Below are 17,317 nucleotides of genomic sequence, written 5' to 3'. Positions count from 1 at the left end.
CAGGAGGTGGCGCTGCTGTTCCTCCGGCTCGGCACGATCGCGTTCGGAGGGCCCGCGGCGCACACCGCGCTGATGCGAGACGAACTGGTGCGCCGCCGCGGCTGGCTCACCGACCAGAGGTTCGCCGACCTCATGGGCGCCACCAACCTCATTCCCGGCCCCAACTCCACCGAGCTGGCCATCCACCTCGGCCACGAACGGGCGCGGTGGCGCGGGCTGGTCGCGGCCGGGGTCTGCTTCATCCTCCCCGCCGCCCTGATGGTCACGGCGTTGGCCTGGGCGTACGTGCGCTACGGGAGCACCCCTGCGGTCGAGGGGATCCTGTACGGGGTGGTGCCGGCCGTCATCGCGATCATCGCCCACGCCCTCTTCGCCCTGCTCCGCACCGTCCTCAAGACGGTGTGGCTCGCCCTGCTGGCCACCGCCGCCCTCGCCGCCTACCTGGCGGGCGCCAACGAACTGCTCATCCTGGTCTCCGGCGCGCTCGCGGCCGTCGCGGTCCACGCCGCTCGCCGAGCGCGCCCCCTCGACCCGCGAGCCCTGGTCCTGCCGCTCTCCGGCCCGCTGTTCCCCGACCCGACCGGAGCCCAGCTCGCCCAGCTCTTCGCCACCATGCTGAAGATCGGCGCGGTCCTGTACGGCAGCGGCTACGTCCTGCTGGCATTCCTGCGCGGCGACTTCGTCGACCGGCTCGGCTGGATCACCGAACAGCAGCTCGCCGACGCCGTCTCCATCGGGCAGGTCACGCCGGGACCGGTCTTCACCACCGCGACCTTCCTCGGATACGTGATCGCCGGGCCGGCCGGCGCGTTCCTCGCCACCGTGGCGATCTTCCTGCCGTCGTTCCTGTTCGTCGGGCTGCTCACCCGGCTCACCGGTTTCCTGCGGAGCCGGGACTGGACGGGCGCCATGCTGGACGGGCTCAACGCCACGGCCCTCGCGCTGATGGCCGGGGTCTCCTGGCAGCTCGCGCGCGCCGCGGTCGTCGACCCCCTCACCGCCGCCATCACCCTCGGCACTCTCGTGGCGGTGTGGCGGACCCGGATCAACAACGCGTGGTACCTCGCCATCGGCGCGGCGATCGGACTGATCCATGCCCTGGCCGGGTGATTGCCCGGGCAAATGGTGCGGTAAGAGGGATATGTGGAAGCTCAGAAGATCGGATATGACGATGTCGCGCAGGCCGCCCGGCGCATCGGCTCCGGGATCCGCGAGGTCGCCGTCGCGCCCGCGGACGACGGGGTGTGGTTCGCGCTGGAGTTCATGCAGCACACCGGCTCCTTCAAGGCGCGCGGCGCGCTGAACCTGCTGCTCGCCCACCGGGAGGCCGGGACGCTCCCCGAGGCCGGGGTGACGATCGCCAGCGGAGGCAACGCCGCGATGGCCTGCGCGTGGGCGGCGGGCATGTTCGGGATCCCCGCCACCGTCTTCGTCCCGGAGACGGCCCCGGCGGTGAAGGTCGACCGCCTTCGGGGATACGGAGCGGACGTCCGGCAGGTCGGCACCCAGTACGCCGACGCGCTCGGGGCCTGCGAGGAGTTCGCGGCAGGCTCCGGAGCGCTGGCCTCGCACGCCTACGACAACCCCCTGATCGCGGCCGGGGCCGGAACGCTCGTCGACGAGATCCTCGCCCAGGTGCCGGAACCCGACACGATCGTCGTCTCGGCCGGAGGCGGCGGGCTGTTCACCGGGGTGGCGACCGCCGCCGACCACCACGGGCTGCGCACGATCGTCGTGGAGCCCGAGCACTGCCGCGCGCTGAACGCCGCGCTGGAGGCGGGAGAACCCGTGGACGTCCCCGTCGACTCGGTGGCCGCCGACTCCCTCGGCGCCCGCCGCGCCTCCCGGCTGGCCCTGGACACCGCGCGGGCCACCCGCGCCGACAGTGTCCTCGTCACCGACGAGGAGATCATCGACGCCCGAAGGCACCTGTGGCGGCACCACCGGCTCGCGGTCGAACACGGCGCGTCGACGGCCCTGGCCGGGCTGCGGCGGTTCGAAGGCGAGCCGGGCACCACCGTGGTCGTCCTGTGCGGCGGCAACACCGACCCGTCCGACCTCCACTGAAACCGATCTAGAAACTCGCCGCGACAACTCGAAACAAACGGCGTAGCTTCGAGGGATGCCCACTACCAAGGAACGGGCCGACGAGGCGGCGAGGATCCTCGCGGCCCGGCTGCGGCAGCTGCTCGCCGAGTCGCCGCTCAACACCGTCTCGCTGGCCGCCGAGGTCGGCTGGGCCAAGTCGAAGGTCTCCAAGATCCAGAACGGGGTGCAGATCCCCACCGAGAAGGACATCCGCATCTGGTGCGAGGCCACGGGCAACCCCGAGAGCGTCCTCGACCTCATCGCGGCCGTGCGCAACATCGACGACCTCTACATCCAGTGGCGCCGGATCGAGCAGACCGGGCTGCGCCGGGTCCAGGAGTCCTTCCACCCCCAGTACGAGGGCACGTCCGAGTTCCGGATCTTCCAGCACAGCCCCATCCCTTCGCTGCTGCAGACCCCCGCCTACGCCAAGGCGCACCTCACCTCCATCATGCGGTTCCGCGAGGTGCCCGACGACGCGGACGCCGCGGCACAGGAGCGGATCAAACACCAGCAGCACCTCGCCGACGGCGCCAAGCGCTTCAGCTTCGTCGTCTCCGAGGCCGCGCTGTACGCTCCGATGCTCGATGAGGACGGCATGCGGGAACAGCTCGAGCACCTCCTGCACTTCGTGGGCGGGCAGGTGAACGTCTCCCTCGGCGTCCTGCCCCTGTCGGCACCCCGCACGGTCTGGCCGTGGGAGGGATTCTGGATCTACGACGCCGATGAGGTCCGTCCGGATCTGGTCGCGGGGCAGATCCGCAACCGCCAGCCGGCGGACGTCGCGCACTACCTCAAGACCTTCGAACACCTGGTGGAGGCCTCGGCCTACGGCCGTACCGCGCAGAATCTGATCGAGGCGGCAAAACCCTGAAGAAACTCCGAGAAACAACCTGGACGTGCCCCTCGTCGAATCCCTAGTTTTAGGCACGTCCATCGGAAGCACGCTGACTGGAGCGATCCGTGAACAGACCGACCACGGTCGACAGCCAGATGGGCCCGTCCTCGTCTCCCGGGTGGACGGCGGAACGGACGCTTCCGGTGGATCTGCGGGCCGGGACGGCGGCCCGCAGCTGGCTTCGCGGCATCTTCGGCCCCTCCTGCCCGACCCGCGACGAGTTCCTGCTCGTGGTGTCCGAACTGCTCGGCAACTGCGCCGAGCACGGCGGCGGCGGCAAGGTCTCCCTGAGCGTCGTCCACGGCAGGGACCACGTGTGGGGACGTCTGGTCCACCACTCCCCGCCCACCGGCAAGCCGGTGCTGCGCGGCGACGTCGCCGCGCAGACCGAGCTCCTGCTGGCCCCGGCCGGGCCCGCGGTCGCGGTGGAGGAGCTGGCCGAGGACGGGCGGGGCCTGTTCGTCGTCCAGATGCTCTGCTCGGAGTACGAGCACGTCTCCGGCCACGGCTCCTCGGTCACCGAGTGGACGATGGCGGTCCGCTGCTGCTTCGCTTAGGAGAGCAGGCCGGGTGGATCCCGGGGAAAGCGCTCCGGCTACCTTCGTCGGGTAAGCAGCAGCCGGGAGCGCCCCCAGGAGACCCCCCTTGACCAGCACCCTCGATCCCCCCGCGCCCGAGTCCACCTCCCCTTCCCCCCGATCCAGGCTGACCCTGGCGGCTCTGGCGGTCGCGTGCTCCCTGGTGGCGGTCCAGCAGACCCTGGTCATCCCGCTGCTGCCGAACCTCATGCGCGAGTTCGACACCTCGGTCGCCACCGTCACCTGGGTCTTCACCGCCTCCCTGCTGGCCGGCGCCGTCGCCACCCCGCTGCTGTCGCGCTTCGGCGACATGTACGGCAAGAAGCCGCTGATCCTGATGACCTTGGGGACGCTGCTGGCCGGCTCCGTCCTCTGCGCGCTGGCCACATCGCTGGGCGTGCTGTTCGCCGGACGCGCGGTGCAGGGCGTCAGCGTGGCGCTCTTCCCGCTGGCGATCGGGGTGATCCGCGACGTCCTCCCGCCCGCCCGCATCATGAGCGCGATCGGCTTCGTCAGCGCCACCATGGGCATCGGCGGCACCCTCGGCATGCTCATCACCGGACTGCTGGCCGCCTCCACCTCCCACCACGCCCCGGTCTTCTGGGTGGCGGCCGGGCTCAGCGCCCTGTGCATCGCCCTCGTCGCTTTCGGCGTGCCCTCGGGAGGCGTCGGGCACGGGGGCAGGCCCGACTACCCCGGCGCGGTCCTCACCGCCCTGATGCTGCTGTGCCTGCTGCTGGCCATCAGCCAGGGCAACGCCTGGGGCTGGACGTCGGGCCGGGTCCTCGGGCTGTTCGCCGCCTCGGCGGTGTTGTGCGTGTGCTGGACGCTGACCGAGCTGAGGGTCCCCGAGCCGCTCGTGCGGCTGTCCCTGCTGGTCGGCCCCAAGTCGTTGTCGGCGAACCTGATGTCGCTGCTGCTGGGCTTCTCGATGTACTCCTCGTTCACGCTGATCTCCAACCTCGTCCAGACCCCGAAGAGCATGGGGTACGGGCTGGGCGGCTCGGTGCTGGACGTGGGCCTGTACTCGCTGCCGAGCACGGTCACGATGTTCTACGCCTCCACCTACTCCGGCAGGCTGGCGGCCCGGACCGGCCCGGCGTTCGCCCTGGCGATCGGATCCCTGCCCGCCGGCGGCTCCTACCTCTGGCTGGCGCTCTCCAACTCGCACGGCTTCGACTTCCTGGCCTATGGAGCGCTCCAGGGCGTGGGGTTCGGCATCGCCTACGCCGCCCTGGGCACCCTGGCCGTCGAGCACGTGCCGATGAGCCAGAGCGGCATCGCCAGCGGCGTCAACTCCCTGGTGCGGACGGCCGGCGGCGCGGTCGCCGGCGCGGTCGTCGCGGCGATCCTCACCGGCGGGGGCGCGGTCACCACCCTCGACGACTACGTCCTGTGCTTCTTCATCGTCGCGGGCGCCGCCTGGCTGGCCGGGGCGGTGGCGCTCTTTCACGGAATCCGCCACCGCCACTGATCTGAAAAATTACACTTCGAGAGTCTCAGATTGAGACAATGGATTCTGGAAAATGTCCGGAAAACCAGAACGGCGCGACACCGGAGTGCCGCGCCGTTCTGCCGGAGAACCCGCTAAAGTGTCTTCACCTTCGAGATGAAGGAACGGAACTCAGGCCGGGAGAAGGCCAGTTTCGCACCTTCCGGATTCTTGCTGTCACGTATCGCCACAGGCGCACCGGAGCGGTACGTGCCGATCTCGACACACGCACCGTTCTGGGCGCTTCGGCTACTCTTCCGCCAGGTGGGACGGGAGAACTCCAGCATTCAGAACACCCGCTTTCATATATCGGTCCTACGCGGGCGGCAACTCTCCGGCTATCCGTTCGATCAGCTCGACGGAAAGCTCGGGAGAGAGCGCCATGGCGCGCAGGTGCTCGTAGATCTCCATGTACTCGGCGATATCTGCCTTTTCCTCGAGATAGAGGCTGCCGCGGCGGAACTGAAGGTACACGATCGAGGGATGTGCCTGCCGGGGAAAATGCAAAATATGGAATGACCCGTCGACGGCGGCATGGGCCCCGGCCGAGAAAGGTAGTATCTGCAACGTTATTCTGCGCGGCCGGGAGATCGCGATGAGTTGTTCCAGCTGCTTTTTCATGACAGTTCGGCCACCCACCACCCGCCGCACGCTGGCCTCGTTGAGGATGACCCAGAGCTTGGGCGCGTCCGGGCCGGCCAGCCTCTCCTGGCGCTTGAGCCTGACCTCCACCCGGCGGTCCTGCTCGGCGGCGCTCTCCTCGGGCAGCACCGGGTCGACGCACAGCAGCGCCCGGTAGTAGTCCTCGGTCTGCAACAGGCCGGTGATCAGCTCGGGCTCGTAGACCAGCAGCTCCGAGGCCTCCTCCTCCAGCCCGATGTAGGTCTCGAACCAGGAGGGGATCGACGAGGACGGGCCGGGGCGCTGCCACCAGCCCCGCTGCCGGCTCTCCCTGGCCAGGGTCACCAGCTCCTCGGTCGCCTCCTCCGAGAGGTCGTAGTACCGGCACAGCGCCCTGATGTCGTTCACCTTCGGCGCGTGGGAGGCCTGCTCGATGCGGTAGACGGTGGTCCGTCCCACGTCCGAGCCCCTGGCCACCTCGTCCAGGTTCACCGCGCGAGCCGCGCGGAGCCTGCGCATCTCGGCGGCGAGCCTCCGCCGGCGGACTGTCGGGCTGGTCCGCCCTGAGGTCATCGGATCCTCCTGGTGCGTGGTCCCCGATCGACGACACGATCGAGTTTGGAATATTCCACGAAAGCGCTTTACATGACCCCCCGTCGCGCTTCACACTCAGAGAGTAGCGACGGGAAGGCTCGGTGTTGGAGGAATCCAGGGGTAATCCCCCGGAGAACCCCCTGAACCACCCGGCCGGACCCGGCAGGATCGCAGGAGGGTTCGAGCGATGGAGCAAGAGTCCGAACGGCCGAAGGATCGACCATGCTGACCGCCACGCGCATCACCATGCCCGGCAGACCGGAGCAGGTACGCGTGGCACGCAGATGGCTGTCCGCCTGGCTCGGGGCCGACCATCCGGCCGAATACGCGGCGGTGCAGCTGCTCTCGGAGACCTTCGGCAACAGCGTGCTCTACGCCCGTCCCGGCGGGATGGTGGAGCTCACCGCGGAGCTGAACGACCAGCAGGTGCGGGTCGAGGTCGTCGACTGCGGGGGGAACGGGGAACCCGCCCTGCGCTACGACCCCGACAGCGACCGGGAGAGCGGCCGCGGGCTGTACATCCTGGACTTCCTCGCCAAGGAATGGGGCTGGGAGCGGCTCTCCGACCAGCGGCTCCGGTTCTGGTACACGGTCACCTTCTGAGCCGTCCCGCGGACCGGCCGCGGGCTCCCCGCCCGCGGTCCTCCTACTCGGCCGGGGCGGCCTCGGCGATCAGTCCGGTCCGCCAGGTCGGGTACTGCGGCTTCCAGCCCAGCTGCCTGGCCTTGACGTTGGAGACCGGACGGCCGGTGGCGGCGGCGTGCCGGATCGACCTCGGCGCCGGAGCGCCCAGCGCCTCGACGTAGGGCGGCAGCCACTGCTGGAAGGTGGCGGGCTCGTCGTCGACGATGTTGACCGGCCCCGGCTCCCAGCCGAGGGCGGCGACGGCGGCGGCCGCGGCGTCCTCCACGTGCACGAACGACGTCCACGCCGGGGTCAGCGCCAGTTCCCCGCGCCGCACCCGGTCGGCGATCGCCCCGTCCGGGGCGTACCAGGTGCCCGGCCCGTAGAACGCGCCGTAACGCAGGATGACGCCCCGGGGCATCCGCGCGACCTCCTGCTCCAGCGAGGCGATGCTCTTGTAGGGCTGCAGCGCGGGGTCGAGCGCGTCGGTCTCCACCGCGGGCTCCTCGCCCCGCGTGTACAGCCAGGCGATGCTCTGCGCGACCATCGTCTCGACGTTCGCGGCCAGCGCGGCGTCCACCAGGTTGCGGGTGCCCTCGATGCGCAGCGCGCCGTTGGCGGCGAAGTCCTCGTTCGACAGATCGGTGAGCTGGTGGACGATCACGTCGGGGCGTTCTGCCTTGACCGCCTTGCGCAGCCTCTTGGCGTCCAGGACGTCCACGATCACCGGGTGCGCGCCCAGCCCTTCGAGGAACTTGCCCTTGGCGCGGTGCCGGGTCGTCCCCGACACCTCGTGGCCTGCCTCGACGAGCAGCGGCACCAGCGCGCGGCCGATCACACCGGTGGCTCCGGCGAGCAGGATCTTCATCGGGGGGACCTCCAGGAGTCTCACTTCTCTGTGGTCACCGGCGGACCATGTTCAAGTTATCCGGTCTTGACGGTCCGGGCGACGGGTGGGGCTCGTTTTTGCGTACTCGGTGTAGCACGATGGTCACCACCAGGCTCAGCAGTCCCAGCCCACTGAGGATAGCGATGCTCATCGGCGCCGCGGAGGGACCGAAAACGGCGGCTCCCAGTGCCGCATACCCCAGAGTCGAGGGAAGGACACCCGCCGCGCTGCCGAAAAGGAAGTCGCGGTAACGGGTCGCAGAAGTCCCGAAAGCATAAGAGACCATGCCATAGGGAGCAATCGGCAGGAACCGGACGGCCACCACTCCGATGATCCCGTTGTGGCCCAGCCAGCGGTCCAGCCGCGCCATCCGGGCCGCCAGCGCGCCCCGCCACCCCGAGTGCTCCCGCGACAGCACGCCGTCGACGAACTCCCGGCCCAGGAAACGGCCCACGGCGAAGGCCGTGCTGGCACCCAGCAGCGCGCCGGCCAGCGCGTAGCCGACCCCCGGGCCCAGCCCGAACAGCAGGCCGCAGACGAACGCCAGCGCCGTGCGCGGCACCATCGCGAGGATCAGCACCCAGGTGGCGACGACGGCCAGCACCGGGTTGAGCTCACCCGCCGACACGAAGGCGGCCGCCAGCCCGTCCCGGTCCGGCACCAGGAACGCCGCAGCCACCGCTGCGGCCGCCGCACCGGCGACGAGCAGCGCGAAACGCACGGCAGGCCTTCTCATCGTGGGTGAACACTACCGGGAGGGCACCTAATGTCCGCGTAATCTCAGGCACGTACACGACACTGGATGCGTGACTTCCGTAACGCGCGCAGACCTCATGGCCCGCTACGACCTGGGACGAAGCACCCTGGAGAAGTGGTTCCGGGAACGGGCCTCCAACGGACATCCCGAGCCGGACGGCCGGTGCGGGCAGCAGCTCACCTGGGACGCGGACGAGTGGAGCGCCTGGTACGCCTCCCGCGAGACGGCCTCGCCCGCCCCTTCCGGCTTGGCCACCCGCGACCAGCTGGCGGAGGCCCACGGCCTCTCCAAGCACGCCCTGAAGGACCTGTGGGCGGCCCGCGCGTCCAACGGCCACCCCGAACCGGCCCACCGCCACGGCAAGGCCCTCTACTGGGACGCCGAGGAATGGGCCTCCTGGTACCAGGGGTTCTCCCGGGCGCGGGACCGGGCCCCCGAGAAGGAACTGGTGACCCTCGCCGAGGCCGGACGCCTGCTCGGTCTGGCCCCGAGCACCGTCACCGTCTACGCCTCCCGCCCGCCGAAGGGATGGCCCGAGCCGGTGGAGGAGGTTCCGCTGGGCGGCGGCCGGACACGCCGCCTCTACCGGCGCGCGGACATCCTGGCCTACGCAGCCCGCAAGGCTTGATGCGGTCGCCGGAACGACCCGTCCCGGGTGGCACTGGCTTCACCACATATCCGGCAACCAGAGGGATCGCCTGACTCACGAGCCGCCTCTACCGTGATCATCGTGAAAGGGAACAGACCCGACGCCATCTGGCGCGAGATCCTCCTCGGCCCGGTGCGCCCCCGAACCTGGTGGAAGACGGTCCACCTGGTCACGGGCGCGCTCGTATCCGTGGCCGGGGTGTGCTCACTGGCCCTGCTGGCCTCCGCCGTCATGCTCCTCGTCATCCTCCCCTTCGCCCTGGCGGGCCTGTTCTTCTGCGTATGGGTCCTGGGGGACCTGCAGCGGAACCGGTTCTCCGTCCTTCTGGGCGAGACGGTGAGCCCCCTGCCCCGCAACCGCCCGGAGGGCTTCCGCGAACGTCTCGTGGCCGACATCGCTGACCGCAACACGTGGAAGCAGGCGGGATTCCACGTCGCGGCCGGGGTGACGGAGCTGGGTTCGGCCCTCCTCGTGGTCGGCCTCTGGAGCGCGGGCTTCGGCCTGCTGTCCCTGTCCGCCCTCTCCGTGACGGCTCCGGACCTGCTGCGTGACACCGACATGCTGGACACCTCCAACACCGCTCTGGAGGTCGTGCTGCTCCTTCTCGGGGTGCTCCTGCTGTTCGTCACGCCCTGGGTGGTGCACGCGCTGACCGCTCTGGATCTGGCCATGGCCCGCGCGCTGCTCGGTCCCGACCAGACGAAGGAACTCTCGCACCGCGTCGAGGTGCTCACCGAGAGCCGCAGCGCGGTGGTGGACGCCGCCGACGCCGAGCGGCGGAGGATCGAACGCGACCTGCACGACGGCACCCAGCAGCGGCTCGTCTCGCTGGCCATGAACCTCGGGATGGCACGGGCGATGAACCCCGACCTGCCGGAGATCGCCGAAGCACACGAAGAGGCCAAGCTGGCCCTCACCGAACTGCGCGACTTCGTCCGGGGGCTGCACCCGGCGGTCCTGAACGACCGGGGGCTCGACGCGGCGCTCTCGGGAATCGCGGCGCGCTCACCCGTACCCGTGACGCTGGCGGTGGACCTCCCCGAACGACCCTCCGCGACCACGGAGGCCGTCGCCTACTTCGTGGTCTCCGAAGCCCTGGCCAACGCCGCCAAACACGCTCAGGCCGGCCGTGCGGAGGTGACCGTCTCCCGTGACGGCGACGTCATCCGGATCCTCGTCACCGACGACGGGATCGGCGGCGCCCACCCCGGCAAGGGCAGTGGCCTGCGCGGCCTCGCCCAGCGCGTCGAGTCCATCGACGGAACCCTCACCGTCCACAGCCCTGCGGGCGGTCCCACCACTCTCACCGCGGAGCTCCCGTGCGCGTCGTGATCGCCGAAGACTCGGTCCTGCTGCGAGAAGGCCTCATCCGGCTGCTGGAACGCGCCGGATTCACCGTCCAGGCGGCGGTGGGAACGGCCGAGGACCTGCTCGTGGAACTCGAACGAGAGCAGCCGGACGTCGTCGTCACGGACGTCCGCATGCCGCCGTCGCACACCGACGAAGGACTCCGCGCGGCGCTCGTCATCCGCAGGCAGTGGCCGGACATGGGGGTGCTCGTCCTGTCCCAGTACGTGGAGGAGCGTTACGCCACCGACCTGCTGGCCGGCGAGACCTCCGGAGTCGGCTACCTGCTGAAGGACCGGGTGGCCGACGTGGCGGACTTCCTGGACGGGCTGCGCCGGGTCGCCTCCGGCGGCACCGTCCTGGACCCCGAGGTCGTCTCCCAGTTGCTCGTCCGGCGGCGCAGCGACCCCCTCGACCGGCTCACCCCCCGCGAACTCGACGTCCTCAAGGCGATGGCCGAGGGCCGGTCCAACGCGGGCGTCGCCGCCGCCCTGACCGTCAGCGAGAGCGCGGTCGCCAAGCACATCAACAACATCTTCGCCAAGCTCGACCTCCGTCACGCCGACAGTGACCACCGCCGGGTTCTGGCCGTACTGCGCTTCCTGGGAGAACGGGCATGAAGACCACCGCCGAGACCGGGCTCACCCCTGCAACGAGTGCGAAGAAGCGCACGGGCTGGCGGGTGGGCGGGATCCTCCTCACCCTGCTGGCGCTGCTGGCGGGCTCCCTCGCCGCCATGGACCTGATGCTGGCCAGCAGCAAGACGACCAGTGACGTCTACGAGCGCTCCCTCACCAGCCTGTCCATCGATCTGGACAACGCCTCCGTGGAGGTCGAACCAGGTCCCGTGGGACGGGTCCGGGTCGTCCGGGTGCTCCGTTGGTCGTCCTTCGAGCCGAAGATCCAGGAGACCTGGGAAGGCGACACGCTACGGATCAAGGTGCGCTGCCGTATCGAGATCACGCGGCCGTGCCGCGTCTCCTACCGGCTGAGCGTCCCGGCGCAGACGCCTCTCACCGTGAAGGGGGGCGGTGGGGACGTGACGGTCCGCGACCTCACCGAGAAGATCGACGTCGACCTCGCCGGCGGCGACATCCGGCTGGAGAACGTTCTGGGGGACCTCGACGTCACCAACGTCGCGGGCAATGTGTCGATCATGGATTCCCGGTCGAGATCCGTGGTGGTGGAGTCCACCGCGGGCGACACCCACCTCGGCTTCGTCACGCCCCCGACGAGCGTCGACGTCCGTACGACCGCCGGGAACCTCGAAATCCAAGTGCCCCGGGGAGCCCTCTACTTCGTCGACGCGGAAAGCGTCGCCGGGAGCCGTGAGGTCTCCGTGGAGCAGACCGGTTCGGCCCCCCACCGGATCCGCGCCAGGAACGACAGCGGTGATCTCGCCGTCCGCTACCAGGGGTCCTCTGGAGGCGTCCCCGCCATACCGCCGCCCCCCGTAAAGTAGAAAGGCTGAACCGGCGTTCGAGAGGGGTACGCGGTGTCCACCGTCAAGGGCAGGATCGACGAGGTCTCGGCCGAGGCCGCGCGGCGGCGTACCTTCGCGGTGATCAGCCACCCCGACGCCGGAAAGTCCACGCTCACCGAGGCGCTGGCCGTCCAGGCCGCGGCGATCTCCACCGCCGGGGCCGTGCACGGCAAGGGCGACCGGGCGGGCGTCACCTCCGACTGGATGGAGATGGAGCGCAGCCGAGGGATCTCGATCACCTCGTCGGTGCTGCGGTTCGACTACCACGGGGCGCTGCTCAACCTGCTGGACACCCCCGGCCACGCCGACTTCTCCGAGGACACCTACCGGGTGCTGTCGGCGGTCGACGGGGCGGTCATGCTGCTGGACTCCGCCAAGGGCCTGGAGGCCCAGACCCTCAAGCTGTTCGACGTCTGCAAGCACGGCAACGTCCCGATCATCACGTTCGTCAACAAGTGGGACCGGCCCGGCCGGGAGCCGCTGGAGCTGCTGGACGAGATCGAGCAGCGGATCGGCCTGCACGCCGCCCCGCTGAACTGGCCGGTCGGCATCGCGGGCGACTTCCGCGGGCTGATCAGCCGGGCGGACGGCTCGTTCACGAAGTTCGTCCCCGCCCCCGGCGGCGGCCGCGCCCAGGCCGTCCGGATGTCCGCCGAGGACGCCGCCGCCGAGCTCGGCGACCTGTGGGAGACCGCGCTGGAGGAGCTCACCCTCCTCACCGAGATCGGCGCGGAGCTCGACGAGGAGGCGTTCACCGGCGGGATCTCCACCCCGGTGCTGTTCGGCGCGGCCCTGCCCCAGTTCGGGGTGAGCGCCCTGCTGGACGCCCTGACCACCTACGCCCCGCCCCCTTCGGCCCACAAGGACGCCAAGGGCGAGCCCCGCCCGGTCGACGCCCCGTTCTCCGGCCAGGTGTTCAAGGTCCAGGCGGGCATGGACAAGGCCCACCGCGACTCCCTGGCGTTCATCCGCGTCTTCTCCGGCAAATTCGAGCGCGGCATGACCCTGACCATGGGATCGTCCAGCCGCGGCCTGGTCACCAAGCACGCCCAGACGGTCTTCGGCCGCGACCGCACGACCGTCGACACCGCCTACCCCGGCGACGTCATCGGCCTCCCCAACACCCACGGCCTCACGGTCGGCGAGACCCTCTACGACGGCCCCGCCGTGACCTACCCGGCGATCCCCGCGTTCGCCCCCGAGCACTTCATGGTCTGCCGCGCCAAGGACGTCGGCAAGTACAAGCAGTTCCGCCGGGGCATCGAGCAGCTCGACAGCGAGGGCGCCGTCCAGGTCCTGCGCAGCGACGTCCGGGGCGACCAGTCCCCGGTCCTCGCCGCGGTCGGCCCCCTCCAGTTCGAGGTCGTCGCCCACCGCATGGAGCACGAGTTCAACTCCCCCGTGGTCCTCAACACGATCGACTTCAACGAGTGCCGCCTCACCGACGCCGAGTCGGCCGAGCAGCTCGCCAAGATGCGCGGCGTCGAGGTCTTCACCCGCTCCCTGACCGGCGACCTCGTCGTCCTCTTCTCCGACAAGTGGCGTCTGCGCGCCATCGAGCGCGAGTTCCCCGACCTCAAGATCGAGCAGATGCTCGCGGCCGGCCAGTACTGATCCGCCGGTACCCGGCCGCCTCGGCGGCGGCCGGGCCCGCGCGGGCCGTCATCCGCCCGCGAACCAGCCGACGGTGTCGGTGTCGATGCCGATTCCCACGGGCGCGGCCACCGCACGCAGGGAGTCCTCCAGGTCGGCGAGGCGGTCGGCGCCCAGGGCCGCGGCCCACCGGGAGCGCAGCCCCTCGAAGATCACCGCGGACCGGGTGAGCGCGTCAACGCCGCGCGGGGTCAGGCGCACCAGTTTGCGCCGCCCGTCCGCGGGGTCGTCCACGCGTTCGGCGTAGCCGAGTTCCTCCAGCCTGCCGATGGTCTTGCCCGCGGCCTGTTTGGAGACCCCGAGGCGGCGGCCGACCTCGGTGGCCGAGGCGCCGGCAAGGCCGATGGCCTGCATCGCGAACCCGTGGGCCGGACGTGCGTCCGGATGCCCCTGGCGGGCCAGTTCGGCGTGCAGCTCATCGATGAGGGTGCGGAATCCGGCCAGGAGCAGCAGGGGCAGCTCGAAGCCCGGACGCCCGTCAGATGTTGCGGACATGGACAACCCGGTTTACTATTTCGACAACCACATTGCCCATTTTAGGGGAAGATCCCTCATGTCGTTCGTCGACCACACCATCGAGTCAGCCCCCGCCGCCGCCCGCCGCCCCATGGAGGCGGTCCTCAAGAAGACGGGATACCTGCCCGCCGCCGTCGCCCGGCTCGCCGAGTCCCCCCAACTGCTGGACGGCTTCCTGCGGATGAGCGGCCTGTTCGAGACGACCACCTTGAGCCCGCTCGCCCGGGAGGTGCTCATCATGACCGTGGCCACCCGCAACGCCTGCCACGTCTGCGTCGCCATGCACTCGGCCAAGCTCCCCTCTGTCGGCGCGAACCCCGACCAGATCGCCGCCCTGCGCGAGGGCCGCCCCCTGGACGACGCACCTCTGGAGGCCCTGCGGCTGTTCGTCCTGGAGGTCCTCGCCACCTCCGGAGCCGTCTCCGCCGAGGCCCTGGAGGAGTTCCTCGCCCACGGCTACACCCGCCAGAACGCCCTGGAAGTCGTCCTCGGCATCAGCGCCTACACCATGTCCACCCTCGCCAACCGCATGACCGAAGCGCCCCTGGACGAGGCGCTGCGGCCGTTCGCCTGGACCGAGCCCGCGGCCTGAGCCACGCGGCCGCCGCGGGGCGCGGCGGCCGGTCAGTCCAGGCGGGTGAAGTCCTTGATGTGGAGGACGGCGGTGCCCGTCTCGTCGGAGGCCGCCAGGTCGACGTCGAAGGTCATGGACCAGTCGTGGTGGCCTTCGGGGTCGGCGATGATCTGGCGGGCGTGCCAGACGCCGGGCTCCTCCTTGATCTCCAGGAACGCCGGCCCGCGGGCCTCGGGTCCCGCGGGCAGCTCCTCGTGCTCGTCGAAGTAGTCGAGGACCGCGTCCTCCCAGTCCTCGGCCGTCCAGCCCGTCTCCAGGGCGGCCAGGTCGCGGTAGCGGCGCAGGGAGGCCAGCTCCACGTGGCGGAAGAGGGCGTTGCGGACCAGGACGCGGAAGGCGCGCGGGTTGGCCGTGACCGCCGTCGTGCGCTCCTCGATGGGCTTGTCCGTCTCCTCGGTGGGGTTGGTGAGCTGCTCCCACTCGTCCAGAAGACTGGAGTCGACCTGGCGGACCAGCTCGCCCAGCCACTCGATGAGGTCCTGGAGCTCCTCGGTCTTGACGGCGTCGGGGACCGTCTGGGCCAGGGCCTTGTAGGCGCCCGCCAGATAGCGCAGGACGATGCCCTCGCTGCGGGCCAGTTCGTAGAACTGCACGTACTGCGAGAAGTTCATCAACTTCTCGTACATGTCGCGGACGACCGACTTGGGGCGGAGCGGGTGGTCGGCCACCCACGGGTTGGCGCGGGCGTAGATCTCGAAGGCGCCGTCCAGGAGCTCCGCCAGGGGCTTGGGGTAGTCGATGTCCTGGAGGAGTTCCATGCGCTCCTCGTACTCGATGCCGTTCATCTTCATCTCGGCGACGGCCTCGGCCTTGGCCTTGTTGAGCTGGGCGGCCAGGATCTGGCGCGGGTCGTCCAGGGTCGCCTCGATGACGGACACGACGTCCAGGGCGTAGGTGGGGGCCTCTCGGTCCAGCAGTTCCAGGGAGGCCAGCGCGAAGGTCGACAGCGGCTGGTTGAGCGCGAAGTCCTCCTGGAGGTCGACGGTGATCCGCGCCCAGCGTCCGTCCTCGTCCGGGACCGGCAGCTCCTCGACGATGCCGCCCGCCTTCAGGGAGCGGTAGATCGCGATCGCCCGGGAGATGTGCCGCCGCTGCGCGGCCCTCTCCTCGTGGTTGTCGGTCAGCAGCTTCTTCATCGCCTGGAAGGCGTTGCCCGGCCGGTTGATCACCGAAAGGAGCATCGTGTGCGTGACGTCGAACCGGGACTTCAACGGCTCCGGCTCGGCGGCCTGGAGCCGGGTGAAGGTCTCCTCGTCCCAGGAGACGAAGCCCTCCGGCGGCTTCTTGCGGACGAGTTTGCGCAGCTTCTTCTGGTCGTCCCCGGCCTTCAGGACCGCCTTGTGGTTCTCCACGACGTGATCGGGAGCCTGGCAGACGACGTATCCGACGGTGTCGAAGCCCGCCCGTCCCGCCCGACCGGCGATCTGGTGGAACTCGCGGGCCCGCAGCCGCCGCACCCGGCGCCCGTCGTACTTCGACAGGGCGGTGAACAGGACCGTCCGGATCGGCACGTTCACCCCGACGCCCAGGGTGTCCGTACCACAGATGATCTTCAGTAGCCCGGCCTGCGCCAGCCGCTCCACGAGCCGCCGGTACTTCGGCAGCATCCCCGCGTGGTGCACGCCGATCCCGTGGCGGACCAGCCGCTCCAGCGTCTTGCCGAACTTCGTGGTGAACCGGAAGCGCCCGATCAGCGCGCTGATCTGCGCCTTCTCCTCCTTGGTGCAGACGTTGACGCTCATCAACGACTGCGCCCGCTCGATCGCCGCGGCCTGCGTGAAGTGCACGATGTAGACCGGCGCCTTCTTCTCGAGCAGCAGGTGCTCGATCGTCTCGTGCAGGGGCGTCAGCTTGTAGCTGTACTCCAGCGGCACCGGCCGGGTCGCCGACCTGACGACGGCCGTGGGCCGCCCCGTCCGCCGGGTCAGGTCCTTCTCGAACATCGCGACGTCGCCCAGCGTCGCCGACATCAGCAGGAACTGGGCCTGCGGCAGCTCCAGCAGCGGGATCTGCCAGGCCACGCCCCGGTCGGGCTCGGCGTAGAAGTGGAACTCGTCCATGACGACCAGCCCGATGTCGGCCCGGTCGCCCTCCTGCAGCGCGATCGCCGAGAGCACCTCGGCGGTGCAGCAGATGATCGGCGCGCCCGGGTTGACCGAGGCGTCACCGGTCATCATCCCGACGTTCTCGCTGCCGAACTGCTCCACGAGGTCGAAGAACTTCTCCGACACCAGCGCCTTGATCGGCGCGGTGTAGAAGCTGCACTCGTCGCGGGCCAGGGCCGCGAAGTGCGCCCCGGCCGCGACCAGCGACTTGCCCGAGCCGGTCGGGGTCGCGAGGATCACGTTGGCCCCGGTGACCAGCTCCATCAGCGCTTCCTCCTGCGCCGGATAGAGGGTCAGCCCTCGTTCCTCGGTCCACCCGGCGAACGCCTCGAACGCCTTGTCCGGATCACCGTCTTGGGGAAGCAGCTGATACAGGTTCACCCTTTAAT

18 protein-coding genes are annotated in these 17,317 nt (G+C 70.1%); 12 read left to right on the top strand and 6 right to left on the bottom strand.

The genetic code is table 11. The annotated features are described in order from the left end of the window. The first annotated feature begins 6 nt into the window (after nucleotides 1-6). From chrA to ABGB12_RS19015, 5 genes are all read left to right on the top strand, one after another. On the top strand, nucleotides 7-1,110 hold the full coding sequence (chrA, locus tag ABGB12_RS19035; protein ID WP_347679690.1) for a chromate efflux transporter: 1,104 nt from the start codon (nucleotides 7-9) through the stop codon (nucleotides 1,108-1,110). Nucleotides 1,111-1,143: 33 nt separating this feature from the next. Then, complete coding sequence (locus tag ABGB12_RS19030; protein WP_347679688.1) at nucleotides 1,144-2,067, top strand: threonine/serine dehydratase; 924 nt, start codon at nucleotides 1,144-1,146, stop codon at nucleotides 2,065-2,067. Between the two features lie 55 nt (nucleotides 2,068-2,122). Next, a complete protein-coding gene (locus ABGB12_RS19025; protein WP_347679686.1) occupies nucleotides 2,123-2,962 on the top strand; it encodes a helix-turn-helix transcriptional regulator in 840 nt (279 codons plus the stop codon). A gap of 89 nt (nucleotides 2,963-3,051) precedes the next feature. Then, the gene (locus ABGB12_RS19020) at nucleotides 3,052-3,543 is read left to right on the top strand and encodes an ATP-binding protein (RefSeq protein WP_347679684.1); all 492 of its coding nucleotides are present in this window, start codon (nucleotides 3,052-3,054) and stop codon (nucleotides 3,541-3,543) included. A gap of 88 nt (nucleotides 3,544-3,631) precedes the next feature. After that, nucleotides 3,632-5,038 carry an MFS transporter gene (locus tag ABGB12_RS19015; protein WP_347679682.1) on the top strand — a complete coding sequence of 469 codons (1,407 nt, stop codon included), beginning with the start codon at nucleotides 3,632-3,634 and terminating at the stop codon, nucleotides 5,036-5,038. A gap of 113 nt (nucleotides 5,039-5,151) precedes the next feature. On the opposite strand, the gene ABGB12_RS19010 is transcribed toward ABGB12_RS19015, so the two are convergent. Together ABGB12_RS19010 and ABGB12_RS19005 are read right to left on the bottom strand one after the other, a co-directional pair. Then, complete coding sequence (locus ABGB12_RS19010) at nucleotides 5,152-5,343, bottom strand: DUF397 domain-containing protein (protein WP_347679680.1); 192 nt, start codon at nucleotides 5,341-5,343, stop codon at nucleotides 5,152-5,154. Nucleotides 5,344-5,371: 28 nt separating this feature from the next. Further along, complete coding sequence (locus ABGB12_RS19005; protein ID WP_347679678.1) at nucleotides 5,372-6,250, bottom strand: helix-turn-helix transcriptional regulator; 879 nt, start codon at nucleotides 6,248-6,250, stop codon at nucleotides 5,372-5,374. Between the two features lie 243 nt (nucleotides 6,251-6,493). On the opposite strand from ABGB12_RS19005, the gene ABGB12_RS19000 reads away from it, so the two are divergent. Continuing rightward, the gene (locus ABGB12_RS19000; RefSeq protein ID WP_347679676.1) at nucleotides 6,494-6,874 is read left to right on the top strand and encodes an ATP-binding protein; all 381 of its coding nucleotides are present in this window, start codon (nucleotides 6,494-6,496) and stop codon (nucleotides 6,872-6,874) included. Between the two features lie 43 nt (nucleotides 6,875-6,917). Here ABGB12_RS19000 and ABGB12_RS18995 read toward each other — a convergent pair whose 3' ends face one another. Continuing rightward, nucleotides 6,918-7,763, bottom strand: a complete 846-nt coding sequence (locus ABGB12_RS18995; RefSeq protein WP_347679674.1) for an NAD(P)-dependent oxidoreductase — start codon at nucleotides 7,761-7,763, stop codon at nucleotides 6,918-6,920. A 34-nt stretch (nucleotides 7,764-7,797) separates the two neighbouring features. Then, entirely contained in the window at nucleotides 7,798-8,520 is a 723-nt protein-coding gene (locus ABGB12_RS18990; protein ID WP_347679672.1) for a VTT domain-containing protein, read from the bottom strand. Nucleotides 8,521-8,590: 70 nt separating this feature from the next. Here ABGB12_RS18990 and ABGB12_RS18985 point away from each other — a divergent pair, with 70 nt between their 5' ends. The 5 genes from ABGB12_RS18985 to ABGB12_RS18965 all read left to right on the top strand — a co-directional run bounded on the left by ABGB12_RS18985 (nucleotide 8,591) and on the right by ABGB12_RS18965 (nucleotide 13,634). Further along, a complete protein-coding gene (locus ABGB12_RS18985) occupies nucleotides 8,591-9,169 on the top strand; it encodes a hypothetical protein (RefSeq protein WP_347679670.1) in 579 nt (192 codons plus the stop codon). 102 nt (nucleotides 9,170-9,271) lie between these two features. Next, nucleotides 9,272-10,522: a sensor histidine kinase gene (locus ABGB12_RS18980; RefSeq protein ID WP_347679668.1), complete on the top strand. Its 1,251-nt coding sequence runs from the start codon at nucleotides 9,272-9,274 to the stop codon at nucleotides 10,520-10,522. Beyond that, entirely contained in the window at nucleotides 10,510-11,157 is a 648-nt protein-coding gene (locus ABGB12_RS18975) for a response regulator transcription factor (protein WP_347679666.1), read from the top strand. Before ABGB12_RS18980 ends, ABGB12_RS18975 begins: the two co-directional genes overlap by 13 nt. Continuing rightward, nucleotides 11,154-11,999 (top strand): DUF4097 family beta strand repeat-containing protein, encoded by an 846-nt coding sequence (locus ABGB12_RS18970; protein WP_347679664.1) that lies wholly within the window; start codon nucleotides 11,154-11,156, stop codon nucleotides 11,997-11,999. The genes ABGB12_RS18975 and ABGB12_RS18970 overlap by 4 nt, the downstream gene beginning before the upstream one ends. Nucleotides 12,000-12,032: 33 nt before the next feature. Then, nucleotides 12,033-13,634 carry a peptide chain release factor 3 gene (locus ABGB12_RS18965; protein WP_347679662.1) on the top strand — a complete coding sequence of 534 codons (1,602 nt, stop codon included), beginning with the start codon at nucleotides 12,033-12,035 and terminating at the stop codon, nucleotides 13,632-13,634. Between the two features lie 48 nt (nucleotides 13,635-13,682). On the opposite strand, the gene ABGB12_RS18960 is transcribed toward ABGB12_RS18965, so the two are convergent. Further along, a complete protein-coding gene (locus ABGB12_RS18960; protein ID WP_347679661.1) occupies nucleotides 13,683-14,168 on the bottom strand; it encodes a MarR family transcriptional regulator in 486 nt (161 codons plus the stop codon). A 58-nt stretch (nucleotides 14,169-14,226) separates the two neighbouring features. Here ABGB12_RS18960 and ABGB12_RS18955 point away from each other — a divergent pair, with 58 nt between their 5' ends. Then, the gene (locus ABGB12_RS18955) at nucleotides 14,227-14,781 is read left to right on the top strand and encodes a carboxymuconolactone decarboxylase family protein (protein ID WP_347679660.1); all 555 of its coding nucleotides are present in this window, start codon (nucleotides 14,227-14,229) and stop codon (nucleotides 14,779-14,781) included. A gap of 32 nt (nucleotides 14,782-14,813) precedes the next feature. Here the strand turns inward: ABGB12_RS18955 and ABGB12_RS18950 are convergent, their stop codons facing one another. Beyond that, entirely contained in the window at nucleotides 14,814-17,309 is a 2,496-nt protein-coding gene (locus tag ABGB12_RS18950; protein ID WP_347679658.1) for a DUF3516 domain-containing protein, read from the bottom strand. Nucleotides 17,310-17,317: the final 8 nt, after the last annotated feature.

This window comes from Actinocorallia sp. B10E7 (assembly GCF_039871655.1).
Lineage (GTDB): Bacteria > Actinomycetota > Actinomycetes > Streptosporangiales > Streptosporangiaceae > Actinocorallia.
Note: the sequence above shows the minus strand (reverse complement) of the source record. Positions and strands in the feature narration are given on the sequence as shown.